General features: G+C 42.2%; 21 protein-coding genes and 1 pseudogene. 10 read left to right on the top strand and 12 right to left on the bottom strand.

The window, feature by feature from the left end; genetic code table 11:
- Nucleotides 1-74: 74 nt before the first annotated feature.
- Together corA and MKY18_RS03930 are read left to right on the top strand one after the other, a co-directional pair.
- Entirely contained in the window at nucleotides 75-1034 is a 960-nt protein-coding gene (gene corA / locus MKY18_RS03935) for a magnesium/cobalt transporter CorA (protein WP_342497741.1), read from the top strand.
- Nucleotides 1035-1066: 32 nt separating this feature from the next.
- A complete protein-coding gene (locus MKY18_RS03930) occupies nucleotides 1067-1558 on the top strand; it encodes a DUF2716 domain-containing protein (RefSeq protein WP_044139729.1) in 492 nt (163 codons plus the stop codon).
- A gap of 34 nt (nucleotides 1559-1592) precedes the next feature.
- Here MKY18_RS03930 and pdaA read toward each other — a convergent pair whose 3' ends face one another.
- Nucleotides 1593-2384: a delta-lactam-biosynthetic de-N-acetylase gene (gene pdaA, locus MKY18_RS03925; RefSeq protein ID WP_217013015.1), complete on the bottom strand. Its 792-nt coding sequence runs from the start codon at nucleotides 2382-2384 to the stop codon at nucleotides 1593-1595.
- 101 nt (nucleotides 2385-2485) lie between these two features.
- Nucleotides 2486-2677: an SE1561 family protein gene (locus MKY18_RS03920; RefSeq protein ID WP_044139757.1), complete on the bottom strand. Its 192-nt coding sequence runs from the start codon at nucleotides 2675-2677 to the stop codon at nucleotides 2486-2488.
- Between the two features lie 146 nt (nucleotides 2678-2823).
- On the opposite strand from MKY18_RS03920, the gene yfkAB reads away from it, so the two are divergent.
- The 3 genes from yfkAB (at nucleotide 2824) to MKY18_RS03905 (ending at nucleotide 5765) form a co-directional block, all read left to right on the top strand.
- Nucleotides 2824-3945: a radical SAM/CxCxxxxC motif protein YfkAB gene (gene yfkAB / locus MKY18_RS03915; RefSeq protein WP_050944782.1), complete on the top strand. Its 1122-nt coding sequence runs from the start codon at nucleotides 2824-2826 to the stop codon at nucleotides 3943-3945.
- 7 nt (nucleotides 3946-3952) lie between these two features.
- Nucleotides 3953-4789 (top strand): mechanosensitive ion channel domain-containing protein, encoded by an 837-nt coding sequence (locus MKY18_RS03910; protein WP_342497740.1) that lies wholly within the window; start codon nucleotides 3953-3955, stop codon nucleotides 4787-4789.
- A gap of 256 nt (nucleotides 4790-5045) precedes the next feature.
- On the top strand, nucleotides 5046-5765 hold the full coding sequence (locus MKY18_RS03905) for a YebC/PmpR family DNA-binding transcriptional regulator (RefSeq protein ID WP_012009270.1): 720 nt from the start codon (nucleotides 5046-5048) through the stop codon (nucleotides 5763-5765).
- Between the two features lie 351 nt (nucleotides 5766-6116).
- Here the strand turns inward: MKY18_RS03905 and MKY18_RS03900 are convergent, their stop codons facing one another.
- From MKY18_RS03900 to MKY18_RS03890, 3 genes are all read right to left on the bottom strand, one after another.
- Nucleotides 6117-6878 (bottom strand): YfkD famly protein, encoded by a 762-nt coding sequence (locus MKY18_RS03900; RefSeq protein WP_223252876.1) that lies wholly within the window; start codon nucleotides 6876-6878, stop codon nucleotides 6117-6119.
- Nucleotides 6879-6966: 88 nt separating this feature from the next.
- Nucleotides 6967-8034: a calcium/proton exchanger gene (gene cax, locus MKY18_RS03895; RefSeq protein ID WP_044139734.1), complete on the bottom strand. Its 1068-nt coding sequence runs from the start codon at nucleotides 8032-8034 to the stop codon at nucleotides 6967-6969.
- Nucleotides 8035-8098: 64 nt separating this feature from the next.
- A complete protein-coding gene (locus MKY18_RS03890; protein ID WP_106067579.1) occupies nucleotides 8099-8476 on the bottom strand; it encodes an OsmC family protein in 378 nt (125 codons plus the stop codon).
- Nucleotides 8477-8551: 75 nt separating this feature from the next.
- On the opposite strand from MKY18_RS03890, the gene MKY18_RS03885 reads away from it, so the two are divergent.
- Both MKY18_RS03885 and MKY18_RS03880 read left to right on the top strand, forming a co-directional pair.
- Nucleotides 8552-9715 (top strand): MFS transporter, encoded by a 1164-nt coding sequence (locus MKY18_RS03885; RefSeq protein ID WP_106067580.1) that lies wholly within the window; start codon nucleotides 8552-8554, stop codon nucleotides 9713-9715.
- Nucleotides 9716-9731: 16 nt separating this feature from the next.
- Nucleotides 9732-10232: a GNAT family N-acetyltransferase gene (locus MKY18_RS03880; RefSeq protein ID WP_044139736.1), complete on the top strand. Its 501-nt coding sequence runs from the start codon at nucleotides 9732-9734 to the stop codon at nucleotides 10230-10232.
- Nucleotides 10233-10446: 214 nt separating this feature from the next.
- Here the strand turns inward: MKY18_RS03880 and MKY18_RS03875 are convergent, their stop codons facing one another.
- The 3 genes and pseudogenes from MKY18_RS03875 to MKY18_RS03865 form a co-directional block, all read right to left on the bottom strand.
- Complete coding sequence (locus MKY18_RS03875) at nucleotides 10447-11265, bottom strand: YhjD/YihY/BrkB family envelope integrity protein (RefSeq protein WP_044139737.1); 819 nt, start codon at nucleotides 11263-11265, stop codon at nucleotides 10447-10449.
- Nucleotides 11266-11283: 18 nt separating this feature from the next.
- Nucleotides 11284-11616, bottom strand: a complete 333-nt coding sequence (locus MKY18_RS03870; RefSeq protein ID WP_003218013.1) for a YtxH domain-containing protein — start codon at nucleotides 11614-11616, stop codon at nucleotides 11284-11286.
- 20 nt (nucleotides 11617-11636) lie between these two features.
- A pseudogene (locus tag MKY18_RS03865) lies at nucleotides 11637-12108 on the bottom strand (low molecular weight protein-tyrosine-phosphatase).
- A 174-nt stretch (nucleotides 12109-12282) separates the two neighbouring features.
- Between MKY18_RS03865 and MKY18_RS03860 the strand changes: the two are divergent.
- A complete protein-coding gene (locus MKY18_RS03860) occupies nucleotides 12283-13638 on the top strand; it encodes a sodium:alanine symporter family protein (protein ID WP_044139738.1) in 1356 nt (451 codons plus the stop codon).
- Nucleotides 13639-13715: 77 nt separating this feature from the next.
- Nucleotides 13716-13931, top strand: a complete 216-nt coding sequence (locus MKY18_RS03855) for a DUF1128 domain-containing protein (RefSeq protein WP_003214000.1) — start codon at nucleotides 13716-13718, stop codon at nucleotides 13929-13931.
- Between the two features lie 114 nt (nucleotides 13932-14045).
- Here MKY18_RS03855 and MKY18_RS03850 read toward each other — a convergent pair whose 3' ends face one another.
- Nucleotides 14046-14564 (bottom strand): type 1 glutamine amidotransferase domain-containing protein, encoded by a 519-nt coding sequence (locus MKY18_RS03850; protein WP_003214211.1) that lies wholly within the window; start codon nucleotides 14562-14564, stop codon nucleotides 14046-14048.
- A gap of 254 nt (nucleotides 14565-14818) precedes the next feature.
- On the opposite strand from MKY18_RS03850, the gene MKY18_RS03845 reads away from it, so the two are divergent.
- Nucleotides 14819-19108, top strand: coding sequence for a multifunctional 2',3'-cyclic-nucleotide 2'-phosphodiesterase/3'-nucleotidase/5'-nucleotidase (locus MKY18_RS03845; protein ID WP_342497739.1), 4290 nt, complete (start codon nucleotides 14819-14821; stop codon nucleotides 19106-19108).
- Between the two features lie 250 nt (nucleotides 19109-19358).
- On the opposite strand, the gene MKY18_RS03840 is transcribed toward MKY18_RS03845, so the two are convergent.
- The 3 genes from MKY18_RS03840 to treC all read right to left on the bottom strand — a co-directional run bounded on the left by MKY18_RS03840 (nucleotide 19359) and on the right by treC (nucleotide 22307).
- Complete coding sequence (locus MKY18_RS03840) at nucleotides 19359-19793, bottom strand: terpene synthase (protein WP_106067740.1); 435 nt, start codon at nucleotides 19791-19793, stop codon at nucleotides 19359-19361.
- 65 nt (nucleotides 19794-19858) lie between these two features.
- A complete protein-coding gene (gene treR, locus MKY18_RS03835; RefSeq protein ID WP_044139741.1) occupies nucleotides 19859-20587 on the bottom strand; it encodes a trehalose operon repressor in 729 nt (242 codons plus the stop codon).
- A gap of 19 nt (nucleotides 20588-20606) precedes the next feature.
- Complete coding sequence (treC, locus tag MKY18_RS03830; protein WP_342497738.1) at nucleotides 20607-22307, bottom strand: alpha,alpha-phosphotrehalase; 1701 nt, start codon at nucleotides 22305-22307, stop codon at nucleotides 20607-20609.
- Between the last annotated feature and the right edge of the window lie 13 nt (nucleotides 22308-22320).

The raw sequence follows: 22320 nt of genomic DNA, 5'->3' as shown, positions 1-22320 counted from the left end.
GGCTTTTTTATGGAGAAACTGTATAAGTTCACTGGCGTTGCTTCATGATATAATGCAAGTCTGGAGGGGTGTATATGCTGAAAAAACTTGCAGTGACAAAGAACGGAGACTTGATTGAACATGCAACATTGCAGCAGCTTTCAAGCCCCGATATCGCCTGGTATTGGATTGATTTTCATGCGCCTACGGAAAAGGAAGCAGCGCTTTTAAAGGAATACTTTCAGTTCCATCCGCTTGCGATTGAGGATTGCTTCCATTATTTACAGCGGCCGAAGCTTGATTTTTATGAAGGGTATTTATTTTTTGTGCTTCATGCCCTGAATCAAAAGACGCTTCGATCTGAGGAAATCGATCTGTTTGTTGGTGAGAATTATATTGTGACCTTTCATTTGAAGGAAGCACCATACATTGATTGTGTCATTCGAAAGCTCAAAGAATCTGACAAAACCCGAAATAGCGGACCTGAGCATATTGCTTATATGCTGATTGATCAGCTTACCGATGATTATTTCCCAATCATTTATCAAATTGAGGACAGGCTGAATGAAATCGAGGATGAAGAAGGTCATAAAACATATGGAACGCTGATGAACGAAGTATTTGGAATTCGATCCGATTTGCTCAAGCTGCGACGAACGATTATCCCGATGAGGGACCTTTTATATCGTATTGTAAACATGCACATGATGAAAAGCGATACAAATCGTCAAGCATATTTTAATGATATTTATGATCACTTATTGAAATTAACAGAGATTGTCGAGTCGAACCGAGAAATGACAGCAGATTTAAGAGACAGCTATCAGACGCTGAATTCCAATCGAATGAATGCGATCATGATGACGCTGACCATAGTGTCGACCATTTTTATCCCATTGACCTTTATTGTTGGAGTGTACGGAATGAACTTTGATAACATGCCTGAATTACACTGGAAGTATGGCTATTTTGGCGTACTGATTTTCATGGGTGCGCTCGTCTCGGGTATGCTTTTGTGGTTTAAGCATAAAGGATGGTTCCGCATATTCAAATAATGTGTGGAGAGAATGGCTGAGGAGGCGGTTAGATGAAAAACTGGATTCCATTGTCTCATCAAGAACTAAAGCTCGTATGGGAGACGCTCTATCGAGATTTCAAATTTAATCCGAGCATCTCTCGTTTCCCTTCATTTCGCGTACCTTCTCCTTTCATTACATATGATATTTCTGCTTATTTTGAGGACTCTTCCCTTCTACATGCAGATGAAGACCTTGAAGAGAAAGCATTACTTGTTTTTCAGGAGCTTATCAGAACAGACGAATATATGCTGGCACTTGACTGGCAGCACGAATGCTACTGGATCACACCATACGGCTCATTTGAAAAAGATGAATTTGGAGAATGGACAGTACCTGTCCTGCCGAACGGGGATTATTATTTCTTTTTATCAAAAGAGATGCATTGGGGCTTGCTAGGACATCCTTGGGAGCAAAGTATCACGATTTTCGGTGAGGGCTTGATTGACTCTTTCACGCGTCATCATCCGATTTTGTTTCAGCGTAAAATAAGAGAAGGATAAAGAAAAAGCTCGCAGGTCTTCTGCAAGCTTTTTTCTATAGCTGAGGCAGATGCCATACTTTTTCAAGCATGAGATCGTCTAGGCTTTTAAAGGAATAACCTTGTTTTTTCAGTGCCGTGATGGCATCATCCAATGCCTCGGCATTGTCTCTTGAGACGGTATGAAGTAAGTAAATGGCACCTGGATGCGCCTGCTTCATCATTTGATCGTAAGCATACTGTTTTCCTTTTTGATGATGAATATGCCAATCCACAAACGCCACTGACCAAAAAACGGTTTGGTAGCCTAGCTCTTTTGTTTCCTTCAGCACTCTTTCACTGAATACACCGCGCGGCGGACGAAGATAGAGGTTGTCTTGTTTTCCAGTGATTTTGTACACGGCTTCATTGACACGCCCCAGCTCTTCTTTGATTTCTTCCGTACTCTTTGTTGTTAAATCTGGATGGTGATAGGAATGGTTGCCGATGATATGACCTTCCTCTGCCATACGTTTGACGAGCTCAGGCTGATCCTTTACAAAATGCCCTGTCACAAAAAAGGTGCCTGGTACTCGATGTTTTTTCAGCACATCTAAGATCTTCGGTGTGTACCCATTTTCATAGCCATTGTCGAAGGTAAAATAAATCTCTTTCTTTTTCGTATTTCCTAAATAGAAGGCATCATACTTTTTTAAAAGAGCGTTCAGTTCTTTACCCGCATCTGCTGGCTTGTGTTCTTTGCTTTTCGCAAATCCCCAATGGACGGGCTTATTAGATACGGCTTCCGCTTCTGAGAGAGGCATGGATACAAAAAGCGCACATAAACAGATGAGCATGTATTTTTTCATTTACGTCACTTCCCGGTTTTTCTTCTATTGTGCAGAATAAGACCGAGACTCATACACTGATTCACCTGCCAATTTAAAGAAAAAAGCCCGCACTGTGCGAGCTATTCTTCCTTCCAATCACTTTTAAACCGTTCATATTTCGCTTCTAGGTCGTCAATCATCTGGATCAGTCTGTCTATATCCTCAACATCTGTTGATTCAGGATCTAATGAATCAATCACATTCATAAACATATCTAATCGGTTCTTTAAATAATCAACCTGCTGCTCTTTGCTGTCTGCTGCCTTGCCCATAGATACACTCCCTTTAGCATTTGTTTCTAGCTTATCTTTTTTTCCCTTGTAAATCAATGAAACCCCACTTGCGTATAACGGTGATGGGGCTTAAAATTAACTGTTGGCGGGTCCACGTTTGCCCGAATGAAAAGGAGATAGATACCATGAACCAAAAAACAGCACTTCGTCCGATTACACCTGCATATGACCCTTGGGAAGCCTATCTCGATGTGCAGGATTACGGAGAGATGAAGCTGACAAATATTGAATTTACAACAACGACGTTGTGTAACATGAGATGTGAGCACTGCGCGGTCGGCTATACGTTGCAGCCAAAAGACCCGAATGCACTGCCGCTTGATTTACTGCTTCGCCGTTTAGATGAAGTTCCGCTACTGCGCTCCATCAGTATTACAGGCGGAGAGCCGATGCTTTCTCTCAAATCTGTGCGGGAATATGTCGTCCCTTTATTAAAGTATGCCCATGAACGCGGCGTCCGTACACAGATCAATTCAAACTTAACACTTGATTTGGCGCGATATGAAGAAATTATTCCATACTTAGATGTTCTTCACATCTCACATAACTGGGGAACTGTCGAAGAGTTTGCAACGGTCGGTTTTGCGATGATGGACAGAAAACCAACCTTTGAGCAGCGCGAGAAATTATTTAACCGCATGATTGAGAATAGCCGGGCACTTGTCAAAGCAGGTGTTACCGTATCTGCTGAAACCATGCTTAATAAACGCACACTTCCATATATTGAACACATCCACCGGCAAATTGTGGAGGAAATGAAATGCCAGCGCCACGAAGTTCACCCGATGTACCCAAGTGATTTTGCCAGCGCCCTTGAATCATTGACGCTACCGCAAATGCGTGATGCGATTCATCAACTGCTTGATATTCGTGATCAAGACACATGGATGCTGTTTGGCACCCTGCCATTTTATTCTTGCAGTACAGATGAAGAAGACCAGCGCCTTCTCAAACGATTGCGTCAGGAGAAGCATGTCACGGTACGAAATGACCCTGACGGACGCTCACGGTTGAATGTGAATATTTTTGATGGGAATATTATTGTGACGGACTTTGGTGATACACCGCCGCTTGGAAATATTGCGACCGATACATTGCAATCAGCTTATACTCGCTGGATGGACACAAAATTAGCAAAAGAGCTGAATTGTCATTGTCCAAGCGTACAATGCCTCGGTCCGAATGTTCTTGTGAAAAACAGCTATTATCAAGATGTTGATTTTACTTCTCGTACAGCCAGGGGGTAACCGATAGATGGACGATACATTTCTGACAGTGGTCAAGAACAAATACATTGAAATTCTAATTGTTGGACTTGTTCTTTGGCTTGCCGTCTTTATCATCAACAAAGCCCTTCAGATTTTCTTTAAACGAACGGAGTTTATTGAAGATAAGAAGAAGAAAACGATCGAGAGCTTGGTCAAATCTGTGACGAAGTACACAGCTTCAATTTGCTTTGTATTCTATGTCATTTCTCTCTTCTTTCATGATTTTGGAAAAATTCTTGCAGGTGCTGGTGTTGCTGGGATCGTCATCGGTTTTGGCGCCCAGACGCTAATTCGTGATATTTTAGCAGGCATCTTCCTGATCTATGAACGTCAGATTCATAAAGGGGATTATGTGACAGTGAATAACCTCTTTAATGGAACGATTGAAGAAATTGGTCTCCGTTCTTTGCAAATTAGAGAATGGAGCGGCAAGCTGTTAACCATTTCTAACGGAGACATCCGGCAAATTCAAAACTATAACATGCACTACATGCGGATTACGGAGTCTGTATTAATTAGTGCGAATCAAAACCCAGATACAGCCTTTCAAGCACTAGAAACGGCCTGTGACAATTTAAATCAAATGCATCATGATTTTCTTAAAAAAGATGAATTCCAGCATGCCATTGAACCGTTTCAAGTCCATGGCATTATGGGTCTGAACAAGCTGAACCGCGGGATTGAGATCACATTGAAAGGAATGGTCGAAGACGAAAAATACTTCGATGCCGCCCTCGCTGTCCGAAAAGAAATGATCAAACAACTTCATCAGCATGATGTCAAATTGCTTGAAGATCTCGTTTATCCCCAGCCTGCAAAATAACCTCATTTGTGATGGGGTTATTTTTTATATCATTGGCCCTTATTTCTTTATTTATTAGGTGCGCCGAGCTGACTCGGGTTCTCGAAAAACATGAAACGCTTGAACAGCTTGGACACATCAGCTAAGAAATCTCTTCATTTCAGCCCTCTAACTTCTATCCTCTTGACTAATTCATGTATAATAGAAAACAGAATGATTTCATGCAGCATGGGGACCCTCATACTGTGTATTTTCTAAGTGAAAGAGAGTGAATAAGATGGGTCGTAAGTGGAACAACATTAAAGAAAAGAAAGCATCAAAGGATGCCAGTACAAGTCGTATTTACGCAAAATTCGGTCGTGAAATCTATGTGGCTGCCAAACAAGGTGAGCCAAACCCAGAATCAAACCAAGCACTTCGTTTTGTCCTAGAACGTGCAAAAACATATAGTGTCCCAAAACACATTGTAGACCGTGCCATTGAAAAAGCAAAAGGCGGTGCGGAAGAGAATTTCGATGAGCTGCGCTACGAAGGATTTGGTCCAAATGGATCAATGGTAATCGTTGATGCCCTTACCAATAACGTGAACCGTACAGCGTCAGATGTTCGTGCGGCATTCGGGAAAAACGGTGGAAACATGGGCGTAAGCGGCTCTGTTGCCTACATGTTTGACCAAACAGCTGTCATCGGTGTCGAAGGAAAAAGTGAAGAAGAAACGCTTGAGCTTTTAATGGAAGCAGACGTTGATGTACGTGACATCATGGAAGAAGATGAAACAGTGATTGTGTACGCTGAACCAGATCAATTCCATCAAGTACAAGAAGCATTCAAACAAGCCGGCGTAGAAGAATTTACTGTTGCTGAAATTACAATGCTTCCTCAAAATGAAGTGACATTAGATGATGAATCTAAAGAACAATTCGAGAAACTAATCGATGTATTAGAAGAGCTTGAAGATGTGCAGCAGGTTTATCATAATGTGGATTTAGGGGAATAAAAATTTAAGCCATAGTCGAGGTTGGGTTCATAACTGCTGCTATGGCTTTTTTATTTTCTCAAAACATGTAATATATAAATAAAATGTTAATTTCTACAACTCTTTAAGGAGCTGAGCTTCATTTTTAAAACATGGTGGTTTTCTTATTATGGATTTATGATCATTCCTATTCTTGGGCTAAGTTTAATTTTCAGCAACTTCATGATAGTAACAAAAATTTTCTTCTTTCTCTTCATCGCATGGTATTTATATACCATATTTGACTTTTACAAAAGTGAATTGAAAGGGAAAAATGATAAAACCAATTAGCAAAAAACAGTCATCTCCCCTTGATAAGAGGAGATGACTGTTTTAATTCATCCCTTGAAACCCAAACGTCAGGTGATCCTGAACAGGAATCCAAGCACCGATTCCTTGTGAGGTCACGTTTTTCACGACGAGTTTGCGTTTATTTCCTTTTAGTACAAGGTACACTTCTCCGTATGTGACCTTCCCTTTTTCGTTAATCGCTGGTGCATAGGCATGAAGTGACGCTGCTTTTTTCGCAGAGACATGGTACGACTGATCTCGTTTTGTTCCTGCGCCAATGACTGTGTCAAATGCGAGGGGCAGCTTTGTTTTTTGAATAGCTTTTTGCATCATCAATGTTTTCACATCTTCCGGGTTTGGTACCTTTGCTGTGAGCCCGCCGCTTACTTTCACTTGCTGCTTTTGAACGTATTTGCCAATGGCTGTTTTGTTGCCGCCTCTGTTATCAATATGGTTCGTATTCACTTTTTTGTATTCCCAGTTGGCGACCGTTTCGTTTGAATCGTAGCTCAGTGCCCATCTGCCAAGGAAAATGGTCGCGCGGTAACCAACAGCTAATGGCGTCCCTGAAATGCTGGATTCATTTAGCATTTTGATCAAATGGGTATTCTCAATAGGAACATTCGTTGTTTTAAACAATTCTGCTGTCAGCTCGCTCGGTTGGAGCAATGGCTGATCCTGTGACGCATTCGGATACGTATTCTCCTTAGAAATACTGGCGACAGACGATGGCACCTTAAATGACTTCGCCGCCTCCGCTGGAAAGCTGTATAGAAAACTTAAGGATAAGAGAACAACAAACATGATGCGGGGCATCTTTTTCATATCATCACTCTTTCTCATTCATTTTTCCATAGTATTTTCCGCAAAGACGTCCCTTATCCACAAAAGATTATAAAAGGAAAAATCCAATCGCCATAATGAAATAGGCAGCAAGTAATGTGGCGCCTTCAAACCAATTGGTATCTCCGTCATTAGATAAAATGACTGTGAGTAACACAGCGGATGCCATCGCAATGAGCTCTGGTAAGGAGAAAATGAGTGGCATCTGCGTATTGAAAAAAAGCGAGCTGATGACAAGGATTGGTGCCACCATCATCGCAACCTGAAGTGTGGAACCAAAAGCAATTTCCACTGCGACATCCATTTTGTTTTTATACGCCATGATGACAGCTGAGGCATGTTCTGCGGCATTGCCGACGATGGCCACAATAATGACTCCGATAAACAGCTCACTCCAGCCAAATTGTTCCCCCACTGTATCAAATGTATGGACGAGGCGCTCTGAAATGTACGCAACGGCCATCGTTGCAAGCAGCAAAATCAAAGTGGCAAACTTACCAGACCATTCAGGTATTTCTTCTTCCGTCTCCGCCTCTCCGTCCATGCTCTCCTGCTTGGCAACATAGACACCTCGGTGGCTGACCAATTTGAAATAGAGTGCTGCAACATAAAGCAAAATCATCACAATGCTAATGCCAATACTTAAAACAAATTGCTTATCCTCAGCCATCTCCACCGAAAATACTTCTGGAATGACAAATGCCACAATAATGGCAAACATGAGCAAGCCCGAGTTGTGCCTTGCATCGTGGACATTGAACACTTGGCGCTTATATTTTAAACCGCCAACGAAAAAAGACAGCCCCGCCACGAGCAGTAAGTTTCCGATCACTGAGCCAGTTAACGATGCAAGGACGATGGCTGTCAGTCCTTGCTTTAATGCAAAAAACGAAATGATTAACTCCACCGCATTTCCAAATGTGGCATTTAAAAGCCCACCAATTCTTGGGCCCGCTATGATAGCTAGACTTTCTGTGGCTCTTCCCATAAAACTAGCAAGGCCAATAATGGCGATACAATACACAGCAAACATGATGACCTGCGGAAAATGAAGAAAACTGCCAATCACCGATAGCGGCACACCAATTGCGACAATCACAAGAAACAAACGATTCATACAGCCATTCTCCTTTACATATGTCTGACTGTTATTCTTTCGTGAGTGCCGGCTTCATATACATTTAGATTCTCTCGTGTGAGAAGGTGATTTCAATACTTCCTTTCACGGACTGCACCATCGCGCAGTGCTTCAATGCAAGTGTAATGACTTTCTCTATTTGTTCAGCAGATGTACGGACGCCTTCAAATAAAATATGTAAATGAATACGGGAGATTTTGTTTACAGCTCCTGCTCTTGTCGTTTCAGGTGTAATCGTCAGCCCTTCCCAGGATATTCGCTTTTTCCGGCATACATGAATGAGCATTTCTCCAAAACAGCTAGCAATAGCTGAGCTGAACAATTGAGATGGTCTGTACCCCGTTTCTTCATTTGCTGATATATACAGCTTCCTTTCATCTATTCCCGCGATCCACCGGCCTGATTCGTATATCAGTTTCATTCCTTTTCCACCTTTCTATTGAAACCGCTATGGTTCCATTGTACGATGAAAATATGAACTTGTAAGGAGCTTCTTATGTCGAGAATTCACTTTATGATTTTAATTTTACTTGTATCTGTATCTGGTTTTTCGCAGGGAGCGTTATTGCCTGTCATTTCGATTATTTTTGAACATGCCGGGACTTCTCCTACGTTAAACGGACTGCATGCCACAGGCTTATATCTCGGCGTGCTGCTAGCATCTCCCTTTATGGAAGCGCCGCTTCGCCGGTTTGGATTTAAGCCGTTAATTGTCATTGGAGGCGCCGCTGTCTTTTTAAGCTTGTTCAGCTTTGTGTTTTTTGAATCTTATGTTGTGTGGTTCTTCCTGCGGCTCATGATCGGGATTGGTGATCATATGCTGCATTTCTCTACACAGACTTGGGTGACCTATGCGTCGTCTTCAAGAAATCGCGGGCGAAATATTTCATTGTATGGGTTATCCTTTGGACTTGGTTTTGCCGCTGGACCTTTTTTAACACCACTCATTGAAATCAACCCATCTTTACCTTTCATTGTTTCCGGTGCTGTTAGTTTATGTATTTGGCTGCTTGTTTTTGTTTTGAAAAATACATATCCAGATACGGACGAAGTGCAGACGTCAGAGCAGACAAACAGTTTGAAGCGCTTTAAGAAAGCCTTTCAATTTGGCTGGGTCGCCTTTATGATGCCGTTTTGCTATGGCTTTTTAGAAACGACACTCAATAGCAACTTCCCTGTGTATGCACTTAGAAGCGGGGTGACCGTAGATGCAGTGGCGTTTATTTTACCTGCTTTTGCCATTGGAAGTATTGTCTTTCAGCTGCCTCTCGGTATGCTTAGCGACCGGTTTGGCAGGCGCCGCATCATTTTATGTGTGACTCTCGTTGGGTCTTTCTTTTTTCTACTAGCAGGGATTTTCATTCAATCAGTTTTAGCTGTTGCGATTTGTTTCTTTATTGCCGGAATGGCTGTAGGCTCTACCTTCTCACTTGGCATCAGTTATATGACCGACTTATTGCCAAAGCATCTGCTTCCTGCTGGAAATTTGATGTGCGGAATGGCATTTAGTGCGGGAAGTATTCTAGGGCCTGTTCTCGGTGGAATCTTTGTGCAAACGTTTGAAGGAATGAATTTACTTTACCTTGTCAGCATCGTGATATTGTTCGTATTTTTCTGCGTTCGATTTGGGCGAACGGCGGCAGTGGTGGAAAGTCATTAAAATGGAGGGTCGATCTTTGTTTTCATACGACGTCACGAATGAATTGACTTTAGCATCTCTACAATTAGATGATGCGGACACATTATTGGAGCTTATTCAAGAGAATCAGGCTCATTTAGGGGAATGGCTACCGTGGGTTCATCACTGCAAAAGCATAGAGGATGTCAAAACGTTTATTCAATCGACTCAAACCATCTACAATGAACAAAAAGGGTTGGAAGCTGGCATTAAGCTGAATGACCAATTGATCGGGGTGTTCCGCCTGACGTTTAATCAGAAAATAGGCAATATCGGTTATTGGATTCGTCAAGACGCACAAGGTCGAGGCATTGTGACAACGATCTTGAAATATATGACAGAAACATTTTCTTCAAAAGTCGATGGATTTGAAATTTTTTGTCCCGTAGGTCATGTTCGAAGTGAACGTGTAGCAATGAATGCCGGATTCGAGCTAGATCCTCACTATGAGTCAAAGCCTGATGCCGCTTTTATCCTTAAACGATATATACGATTGTGAATGAAAAACTCCCCTGCACACATGCAGAGGAGTTTTTTTCATTTAGTGATATCCATTTTGCCCGTTCGCACTGCCGCTTGTTTTGTGCTTAGGCTGATGGCCTTTGTTTTGTTTCGTATTGCTTCCGCCTTTTTTCGATTGTTTGGACATATGTGGTTTCCCCCATCCATTCAGTTTGAACTTGATCGTTCTTCTTTAGGATGCCCGGATTTCTTTATAGTTTGCCTGGTACGATTTTACGCTTATGTAAAAGCGCATTGAGCTCGCCGCCAAGGATAATCATGATGCCGGTTAAATAAAACCAGATCATTAAAATAATGATTCCCCCAATGCTTCCGTACATCGCACTGTAGTTAGCAAATTCGCCTACGTAAAATGAAAATAGCATGCTGACCAAAATCCATCCAATCGATGCAAAAATGGCACCTGGCAGAACAAATTTTAATTTCAGCCTAATGTTTGGAGCAAAATAGTATAAGGATGTAAAAACAATCAATAAAATCAGCGGGCTAATGATCCATCTCATTGCAGTCCATACGGTGAGAAAGGCGTCTGACTGCCCAACTAATTTAGCGACAAATAAACCGAGTTCTTTGCCAAAGACAGGTAGCATCAGGGCAAATATTATGGTCAAAACCATCGCGATCGTTAAGATGATCGATGTTAAACGTACGAGAATGAAGGAACGATTCTCCTCAACTTCGTAAGCATGGTTAAATGCTCTGACGACGGCATTAATGCCGTTAGATGCTGACCAAAGGGCGGCAATAATCCCGAACGACAATAACCCGCCGTTCCGATTATTCAGCGTCTGTTCGGCAATGGATTCAATCATCGAAAGCGCTCCTTCTGGCGCATAGCCAGAAATGACGCTCAGAACATCCTTTGACGTCAGCGGCAAATACCCGACCAGCGTCAGCACGAAGATGAGAAACGGAAATAATGAAAGCAAAAAGAAATAGGCAAGCTCAGCAGATTTTGCCGGTCCTTCATGCAGCAAAAAGCGTTCAATTAACGCTTTAATAAAACCCATACGCCTCATCTCCAATGATCAATCTGTCTGTTTCGATTGAAAGTGATCCTTTGTTTCTTCAATAATTTCTAATACCCTTGGGGTTGTTTCCTTTAACTGATTGACCTGTTCATTTAAAAATGACAAATCATCTGAGACTGTTCGCATCAGCTGCTTCGTTTCTTCCATCTTTTCTTTCATGCAAGCCGATATTCTGCCTGGCTCCTCACGGTACTCATCAAGCTTTTGCTGGCAGTCATTCCATTTTTCTTTGAGTGCAATTCTTGTTGGCCGATGAAATAAAGTCAGCAATGCGCCGCAAGCTGCACCTAAGAGAGCTCCTCGGAGCACGATTTGATTTTTTTCTTCCATCTCGTCTGATCTCCTTTCAGTTAAAGGTGGTTCTCTTTCTTTACATACGTCAAAAAACGGTCAATTCCTGTTTCAATTAATTCATGGACTTCCTCAAAGTTCCCAGTGTAATAAGGATCTGGCACATCATCTCGATCGTCGTCTTCTACAAAATCAAGAAGACGGCCAATAAAGTGATGTTTCCCATAGCCGGCTATACTGCGAAGTGCCCCTACATTTTCAGCATCCATCGCAATGATATAGTCATATGTTGTGATGTCCTCATCCATGATTTGTCTTGCGGACATTCCTTCATAGCTGATGCCTTTTTCATCAAGCAGCTTTCGCGTTCCTTCATGCGGAGGACTGCCTTGATGCCAGCCGCCAATACCTGCTGAATCAATCACAAAGTACTCGCTAAGCCCCTCATCTTCTACTTTTTTTTCTAAATATGGCCTCTGCCATCGGTGACCTGCAAATATTGCCAAGACACACGAATAACACATGAATCATCCTTCATTCTCCTCCTATCTTTTCCCTAAGAGTTCTTTTCGAAAACCTTTTCTCTATCATATCAAGCCCTTTTTCTTTTGGAAACTTTGCAAGAAAAACTCTCATCGGCATTGACAAAATACACAAAAACAGGAGAAACTTTAGGAGAATTATACAAACAAAGGGGGATATTAGATGGGGATAATTGAGCAGTTTGTCACAACGATGAACAATTTTTTGTGGGGGCCTCCCCTGTTGATTTTAATTGTTGGTACTGGAATATACCTCACCTTTCGCGTTCTCTTCATTCAAATTAGATTACTTCCTTATTCTTTAAAGCTCGCTTTTTCAAAACAAGACAAAATATCAGAAGGGGATATTTCCCATTTCCAAGCGTTAATGACGGCTCTTGCTGCAACTGTCGGTACAGGAAATATCGTAGGTGTGGCCTCGGCTGTTATAGCGGGTGGTCCTGGTGCAGTATTCTGGATGTGGTTTGCTGCATTTTTCGGGATGGCCACCAAGTTTGCAGAAGCTGTTCTTGCTGTGAAATACAGGGTCAAAAACGAAAAAGGCGAAATGTCTGGCGGACCTATGTATTATTTAGAGCACGGGTTAAAGCAGAAATGGCTAGGGGTGCTATTTGCTGTTTTCGGTGCCAGTGCTGCCTTTGGGATCGGCAACCTGGTACAGTCTAATTCCATCTCAGGCGTTATGAATTCTACTTTTCAAATTCCAACATGGATAACAGGTATCATCATTACAGCTTTTACGGCACTTGTGATTTTAGGCGGAATTAAAAGCATTGGCCGGGTCACATCTATATTTGTACCGGTCATGGCTTTATTTTACGTCATTTGCGGTCTGATCATTCTTGTTATGAATGCTGATCTTGTTCCAGGCGCAGTCGGTCTTATTTTCTCAGATGCCTTTACCGGTCAAGCCGTGGCAGGTGGTGCAATTGGGACTGTCATTCGCTGGGGTGTGGCACGAGGAGTATTTTCCAATGAAGCAGGTCTTGGGTCAGCACCAATTGCTGCTGCGGCTGCGAAAACGGATATGCCTGCCCGTCAAGCTCTCGTCTCTATGACGCAAGTGTTTATCGATACAATCATTGTTTGTTCTATCACAGGCATTACCATTGTCATGGCAGATATGTATTTAACAGTGAAAAGTGATGCACTCACCTCGTTATCCTTTGCACATTTCCTCGGTCCAGTTGGCTCAACCATTGTGGCAATCGGTCTGCTCTTGTTTGCCTATTCCACCATCATTGGCTGGTCCTATTATGGCGAAAAATGCTTTACATATTTGGCGAAGGATTCGTACGTCATGTATTATCGCATCGTGTTTGTTATTGCTGTCTTTTTCGGTGCCGTGTTTAAAAATGACTTCGTCTGGGGTGTGGCAGATATGCTGAATGGACTGATGGCGATTCCAAACTTAATTGGGCTCATCGGTTTATCAGGGGTTGTCGTATTTGAATCCAAACGAATCATTGATAAGATTAAGCAGGAGAAAAAGGAGAAAAACATCTCCGTATCGTCTTAATAGCCCTTTTATTCTTTTGCTTTTCTGTTAAAATAGACATATTATTCAACACATATGCAGGAAAGGACGTGCCGCCCTTGTCAGAGCAAAAAGCGGCTGAAGTCAATCAGCTGATTGAAGACATTTCGCAAAAGTTAAATATGCTGAACATTGGAGTCATCAAAGCAGAAGACTTCAGTCCAGACAAGTACGAAGATATCGAATTTCTTCACCAAATGGTGATGAAAAAATCTTCATTCAGCCCAAGTGAAATGCAAGCCATCGCAAGCGAGCTAAAAAACTTAAGAAAATAATGGTGCAAAAGGAAACTGTTTTTATGGTCTACACGCAGTTTTCTTACATCATGCACACAAAAAGCCAGCACCCCGCAAGATGCTGGCTTTTTTATATCCTTTTACAACTGCGGTTTATTTCTCAAGCAGTTTTAATGATTCACGGTTAAAGGCTGGAATGTCATCAGGTGTACGGCTTGTCACAAGCTGATCCTGACAAACGACGACCTCTTCGTCTTTAAATTTAGCGCCTGCGTTTTCCATATCGACTTTGATGGATGTATACCCAGTCGCGCCTCTTCCTTCAAGCGCCTTCGCTGTAATGAGCAATTGCGGTCCGTGACAGATCGCAAATACTGGTTTTTTCTCATCCATAAATGCTTTAGTGAATTGGACGTAACGATCATCTGCACGCAGAATATCTGGTGAGAAACCGCCAGGAATGAGAAGTGCATCGAAGTCTTCAGGCTTCACGTTGTCAATAGACGCATCCACTCTCACTTCTGCCTCTCCTTGCTTCCCTTTCACTGTTTTTCCTTTTTCATTTTCAATGACTGTGATCTCATGACCTGCATCTTTAAAGGCTTTTGCAGGCTCGGTGAATTCAACATCCTCAAAGTAATCTGTTAATACAACTGCAATTTTCTTACCCATGTAGAAACCCTCCTGCTTGATTATCGTTTACACTACACACTATACCCGGGCATGTTGAAATCAAACATCCTATCCCTATCAGAAAACCCCTTATGATAAAAATAAGTATTTCGACTCATTCACATTCCCTCAACAAGGTAATTCGTATGATTTATGTTATCTTTACAATAATCTGCAAAAAATAACTACAAAAGTTAACGAAACATTTCTACAATAGGTATTGTGGTCAAAAAAATTAGAAAGGCGGAGATCAGGTGAAGAAGCAAGCACATAGGTCTAAACGAAGGAAAAACCTGTCTATTCTGCTCACTTCCATTATGATGATTAGTCTCATTCTCCCAGCAGTACCTACTCATGCAGAAACAGAAAACGGCAAAGCCGTAAAGGTCAGCATCTTAGCCACAACCGATGTTCATGCGAACATGATGAATTATGATTATTACAGCGACAAAGAAACAAATGAATTTGGTTTGGCAAAAACAGCCGAGCTCATTGACAAGCACCGATCACAAAACCCAAATACACTCCTTGTGGATAACGGAGACTTGATTCAAGGAACCCCTCTTGGAGAATACGTTTACAAACATGAGAAAGACAGCATCATCAATCAAACAAAGGTTCACCCTATTATTCATACACTCAACAAACTAAAATACGATGCAGGAACACTTGGCAATCATGAATTTAACTACGGATTATCCTTCCTTGACGGTACCATTGCGGGCGCAAACTTCCCTATTGTCAATGCGAACGTCAAAAAGCTAAATGGAGAACACCGTTTTACACCTTATGTGATCCAAGATAAAACCTTTAAAGATGCAAACGGAGCCTCACAAACTGTGAAAGTTGGTTACATAGGATTCGTCCCACCACAAATTATGACGTGGGATAAGAAGCATTTAGATGGACAAGTCCAAGTGCAGGACATCGTCGAATCTGCCAACGAAACCATTCCTGAAATGAAAGAGAAAGGCGCAGATGTCATTGTCGCTCTTGCTCATACAGGAATTGAAAAAACCGCTTCACCTAAAGGATCAGAAAATATGATCTTTGACCTTGCCACGAAAACAAAAGGCATCGATGCCATTGTATCAGGCCACCAGCATGGCACATTCCCAAGCGCTGAATATAACGGCGTCGACAAATTCAATGTCTCAAAAGGAACCATCAATGGCATCCCAGTCGTCATGTCAAAAAACTGGGGCAGCTACCTCGGGGTCATTGATTTAACACTAGAGCCTGACGGCAGCAACTGGAAGGTCACAGACGGAACAGGCAAGATCGAATCTGTTGCCGGAGTATCATCTCAAAACAGTACCGTAAAAGACGCCATTCAAACAACGCATCAAAACACACTTGATTACGTGAGAAAGCCTGTTGGCAAAACAGAAGCAGACATTAATAGCTTTTTTGCTCAAGTGATGGATGACCCTTCGATTCAAATTGTGACAGATGCCCAAAAATGGTATGCACAAGAAAAAATGAAGGACTCATCGTATAAAAATTTACCGATTTTATCTGCAGGTGCTCCGTTTAAAGCCGGCGGCCGAAACGGTGTAAACTATTATACAAATATCGCAAAAGGAGATTTAGCGATTAAGAATATCGGCGATCTCTACCTTTACGATAACACTGTGCAGATTGTGAAACTGAAAGGCAGTGAAGTGAAAGACTGGTTAGAAATGTCTGCCGGTCAGTTTAATCAGATCAAACCGAACGATGCAAAAGAACAGCCGATTTTAAACGAGGAATACCGCTCGTATAACTTTGATGTAATTGATGGCGTGACATATCAAGTCGATGTGACGCAGCCTGCTAAATACAGCACAACAGGCACACTTCTCAACGCCAATGCCAACCGCATCAAAAACCTGTCTTACAACGGGAAACCCGTCTCTGACAATCAAGAATTTTTAGTCGTAACAAATAACTATCGTGCTTCTGGCGGCGGAGGCTTCCCTCACCTGACGCAAGATAAAGTAGTGCTTGCCTCAGCAGATGAGAACCGTCAAGTACTGATGGATTATATTATCGAACAAAAAACGATCAACCCAATTGCAGATCAAAACTGGTCTATTGCACCGATCAAAGGCGCAACAGTCACTTTTGAATCTTCTCTTTTAGCCAAACCGTTTGCTAAAGAATCAAGCAGCGTAGACTTTATTCGTAACGCAAGTACAGATGGTCTTGGTGTGTACAAGCTAGCCTTTAAAGACGATGGCACAACAGAACCGCCTACATCAGACAACTGGAATTTAACAGTGATGCATACGAACGATACACACGCACACCTTGATGATGCGGCAAGACGCGCAACAAAGATCAAAGAAGTCCGTGCTGAAAACAAGAACAATATTCTATTAGACGCTGGAGATGTCTTCTCTGGTGACCTGTACTTCACAAAGTGGCAAGGGCTTGCCGATCTGAAATTGATGAACTTAATGAAATACGATGCCATGACGTTTGGTAATCATGAATTTGACAAAGGTCCTTCTGTACTCCGTCAATTCCTGACAGGTGATGCATCAGATGTCGATCCGAAAAACCGTCATCAATTTGAAAAGCCTCGATTCCCGATCGTGTCATCAAACGTGGATGTCTCGAAGGAAAAACAATTGAGTGACTTAATGAAAAAACCAGCCTTATTTAAAGCTGGTGAGAAAAAAGAAGCCGGGATTTACCCTTACATCCTGCTCGATGTAAACGGTGAAAAGGTGGCCGTATTCGGTTTAACGACTGAAGACACAGCCATTACATCCAGCAGCGGTCCTAACATTCAATTTAAAGATGCGTACAAGAAAGCAAAAGAAACAGTCAACACCATTCAAACAGAAGAAAAAACCAATAAAATCATAGCGTTAACACACATTGGCTACAACCGTGATCTTGAGCTCGCTCAAAAAGTCGATGGGATTGATTTAATCATTGGCGGTCACACGCACACACTTGTAGAAAAATTAAAGGTCATCAATAAAAAAGAACCTACGATTGTCGCTCAAGTGAAAGATTATGGACAATTTTTAGGAAAAGTAGACGTAGCCTTTGACAAAAAAGGTGTCATCCAGCCAAAAGAATCTTCTTTTGACCTGATTCCGATCGATGACTCTGTCAAAGAAGATGCAGAGGCAAAAGCGATCCTTGATGGATACAAAGCAGATATTCAAGATTTAAAAACAGAAAAAGTCGGCCATACAGATGTTCTTTTAGATGGTCAACGTGAGCATGTCCGTGCGAAAGAAACGAATCTTGGGAACTTTATCGCCGACGGCATGCTGCAGAAAGCGCAAGAATCTGCTGGAGCTGACCTTGCCATCACAAACGGCGGCGGTATTCGTGGAAGCATCCAAAAAGGTGATATCACTTTAGGTGATATTTTAACGGTGATGCCTTTTGGAAATACACTTTATGTCGCAGATTTAAAAGGCAGTCAAATTAAGAAAGCTCTCGAACAAGGGCTGTCAGGCATTGAGGAAGGCGGTGGCGCATTCCCTCATGTAGCTGGCATTGAATATACGTTTACGCTCAGTAAACCAGCTGGCAGCAGACTAATTGATGTGAAACTGAAAGATCAAAAAGGTCAACTGACAGACATTGATGATGAGAAAACATACCGCGTAGCCACAAACGCATTTGTTGGCACAGGTGGCGACGGCTACAGCGTCTTTACAGAAGCCTCTCACGGCGAAGACTTAGGGTATGTCGACTATGAAATTTTCAAAGAGCAAATTGAAAAGGCAGACGGTCAAATTTCGCCTGTTATCGATCACAGGGTGAAAGAAGTATTCCTTCCTCGCGTGAAAGGAAAAGGCGCTTATGACATTCAAGATGACAATAAATTCCAAACGTATGTACAGCATACAAACAAAGCATTGCTCTATCTAGACAAAGCAAGCAAAGCGAAAAACGTTCAATTGTCTCTATCAAAAGCACAAGTAGCCGAGCTGAAAAAAAGAGAGCAAGATCCAAACGTCACCATCTATCATGACAAAGTGGGGCTCGCATTACCGCTCTCGAATTTGTCCGAGACAAGCGCAGATATATGGATGACAAAGACGGATAAAGTGAAAAACGCATTAACGGATACGTATGATTTCCAAATCAAACAAGACAAGAAAAAGGTTTCGACCTTTAAAGACCCGGTCACACTATCCTTTACACTAGACGAACCTCAAAAGGCGAAAAAACCTAGTGTATATTATGTGGATCGCAAGAAAAATCGTTACACCAAAACTAGTAATGGATCATTTGAAAACGGAGTCGTATCAGGTCAAACTGAGCACTTCAGCGAATACACGGTCCTTAACCAAAGCGGGGCAGCTGGAACAACTCCAGATCAAACTGGCGGAGACGGCGGAACAACAGCACCAGGCGGAGGGACAGGTACAGATCCAAACCAAGATGGAACAGGCCTTCCTGGCGGCACATTGCCGAATACTGCCACAATGATGTATACAGCTGTATTGATTGGCGTGCTCATGCTCGCTGCTGGCGGTATCCTATATTACTACCAGCGCAAGCGTACAAGAAAAAATGTATCATCCTAAAGGAAAAGGACAGAGCCTATGCTCTGTCCTCCAGATTGTTGACAAAGGGCTAAAATGATCTTGATTTTAGCCCTTTGTCTTCTTTTCAGCTTGATAGAAAACCTTTGAAGTCTAGGAAGGACGAGTACTGGCGCGGAGCGAATTTGACATTCGTGAGCACCAGCACGCAGGACTGACACCGAATGCAAGGGTTTGCCTACATGCTGAAGGACAGAGCCTATGCTCTGTCCTCTTTTCTTGGAATAAGACATCAATCTTGAGATAAATAGATCCAATTGCGGTCGTCGAATTCTTTTACATCATCTGACCCTATATGCCGAAGCATCCTATTAAAGAACATCATGTCATTTTCATCATCGACATCATATAAATCCTTTAAAACATAATCTCTCGTAATAAAATTCGTTAAGTCCGTATTATTTACTAAATCAGCAAAAAAACCTTTTACCATCGTTAAATCCTCTTCACTTAATTTTTCATCATTGATAATGGAAATATGAAAAACATTCAAAATCGCTTGTATATCTTCTTCATCCATATAACATAATGGCTCTAGCTTTCTGTCTTCTGCCGTAAACGGTTTTCGCGTATCTTCAATGATGACATAACATAAAATCTGATGATCTTTCATCACGCTGAATATTTCTAAGTCTCTTAATTTTAGTGGTCTATTTAATCTCATCATCTTTCCTCCTGAAAATGGTGATCTATTCGTCGTCTACTTCTCCCAAAACCTGAAAAGGACAGAGCCTATGCTCTGTCCACTTTTTCTCTTCTTGCAAAATCGACGAATCTGAAGCGGTCTAATCGGTGACGGCTTTCTGTGTATTGAAATAAACTTGTATCTTCTAAGAACACGTAATTCTTCACAACGACGACATGGTCAAACCCGTTCAAATCAAGATACTTGGCGTCCTCTTCTGTACATGGCTCTACCACAAATTCCTTTTGGGCATAGCTGATTGATACACCGAGCTCTCCTTCAATATACTCGTAGATGGATCCTTCGCATATGTCCTTCGACAAGACCGACACATGCTTTTGCAAAAAGTAATCCTTGTCTAAAATCACTTCTTCTCCGCTAATATTACGAGATCGAATGACTTCCCAGACATCCTCCTGCCCATTAATTTTCAGCTGAGACTGAATATACTGATCCGGTTTGATTAAACCAAATTCGTGAACCGTCGTAACGGTCTTTCGGCCAAGCGTTTGGGAAAGTTCTTTAAAGCTGACAAGACCCGAGACGGGGAATTGCATTTTCTCTCGATTCAGCAAAACAGAACCTTTGCCGCGGATTTTTTGGATATAGCCATTTTGCACAAGGATATTTAATGCCTTTCTTACCGTCTCACGGGATGTGTCATACATCAAGGACAGCTCATGCTCTGATGGCAAAATGCCTTTATCCTGCCATTCACCTTGTTCAATTCGTTTTGCGAGCTGATCATAAATCACTCGAAACTTATTCTCTTTCATTTTCCCTCCGCCCCATTTTCTAGCGTTTGGTTAAATGATAAACGATTGACTCGTATGGACGCAACGTAAATCCCTTCATATCTGCCGGTGCATCCTCATAATTGGATAACAGCACTTGCCCCTCCATCTCATCTACAGCCTGCATAAGCTCATCAGGAAGCGTAAAGTCCGTCTCTCCTGCATAAAAGTGATTGATCACAAGAAGCTTCTCCTCACCGCTTTCTCTCACATAAGCAAAAATCTTTGGATCTTCTGCTAAGAGTAAAGTGAAGCTTCCATATGTGATCACATCAAGTTCTTTACGCAGCCTGCAAAGGGCTTGATAATGATAGAAAATAGACGACTGGTCCTTTAACGAAGTTTCGACCGAAATGTCGTTATTGGCTGGCTCAATCCAAGGTGTCCCTTTTGAAAAACCTGCGTTCTTTTCTGAGGTCCACTGCATCGGTGTTCTCGCATTATCTCTTGACTTGACCTGTAAAATGGCGAGCGCTTCTTCCTTTGATTTCCCTTTTTCAAGCATAACTTCATACATATTGAGTGATTCGATATCGCGGTAAGATGAGATGTCCTCAAACTGAGGATTCTTCATGCCAATCTCTTCCCCTTGATAAATATATGGAGTCCCTTGCATGAGATGAATGGTGGTCGCCAGCATCTTCGCTGATTGCTGATGGTATGTTTCATCATCACCGTATCTTGAGACGATACGCGGCTGATCATGATTGCACCAGAAGAGCGCATTCCAGCCGCCGCCCTCATGCATTTTCGTCTGCCACTCAGACAGAATCGACTTCAATTCCTGAAAATCAAATGGTGCGAGGGCCCATTTTTCTCCGTTTGGATAATCGACCTTTAAATGATGGAAATTAAACGTCATATCCAGCTCCTGCCGATCCGGTCTTGTATACCGAATGCAGTCTGCAATATTCGTTGAAGACATTTCTCCAACTGTCATGCTGTCATATTTCGAAAAAACCTCTTGGTTCATTTCGTGCAGAAACTCATGAATTCTTGGACCATCCGTATAATACATTCGGCCGTCTCCTTGCACAGACTGCCCGGCGTCATCTAAGAAGCGTTGATCCTTTGAGATGTTGTTGATGACATCCAGCCTGAATCCATCAATTCCTTTTTCAAACCAAAAATGCATGATGTCATATACTTGCCTGCGCACCTCATCCTTTTCCCAATTGAGATCCGCTTGGGTGACATCGTATAAATGAAGATAATACTCTCCTGTTTCTTCATCTAGCTCCCATGCCGGACCGCCAAATTTTGACTGCCAATCATTCGGCGGTGATCCGTCCGCCTTGGGCTCCTTCCAAATATAATAATCTCGATAAGGATTATTCTTTGACTCGCGTGATGCTTGAAACCACTTATGGAAAATGGATGTATGATTGACGGCTAAATCCATGATGACTCGTATACCTCGATCATGGGCTTCTTTCAGCATGTGTTCAAAATCCACCATTGTGCCGTACATGTCATGGATTTTTGTATAATCACTAATATCATAGCCGTTGTCATGCTGCGGGGACTCATACATTGGCGTGAGCCAAATACAGTCCACCCCAAGCTGTTTGATATAATCGAGCTTTTTTGTCACACCATTGATATCGCCTGTACCTGAGCCCGTTGTATCTAAAAAGCTCTTCGGATAAATTTGGTAGACCACCGCTTTTTTCCACCACGGTTCGTTTGTTTGTTGTTTCAATTTCCTTCACCAC

Source organism: Bacillus sp. FSL R7-0672 (assembly GCF_038601465.1).
Classification (GTDB): Bacteria; Bacillota; Bacilli; order Bacillales; family Bacillaceae; genus Bacillus; species Bacillus pumilus.
Note: the sequence above shows the minus strand (reverse complement) of the source record. Positions and strands in the feature narration are given on the sequence as shown.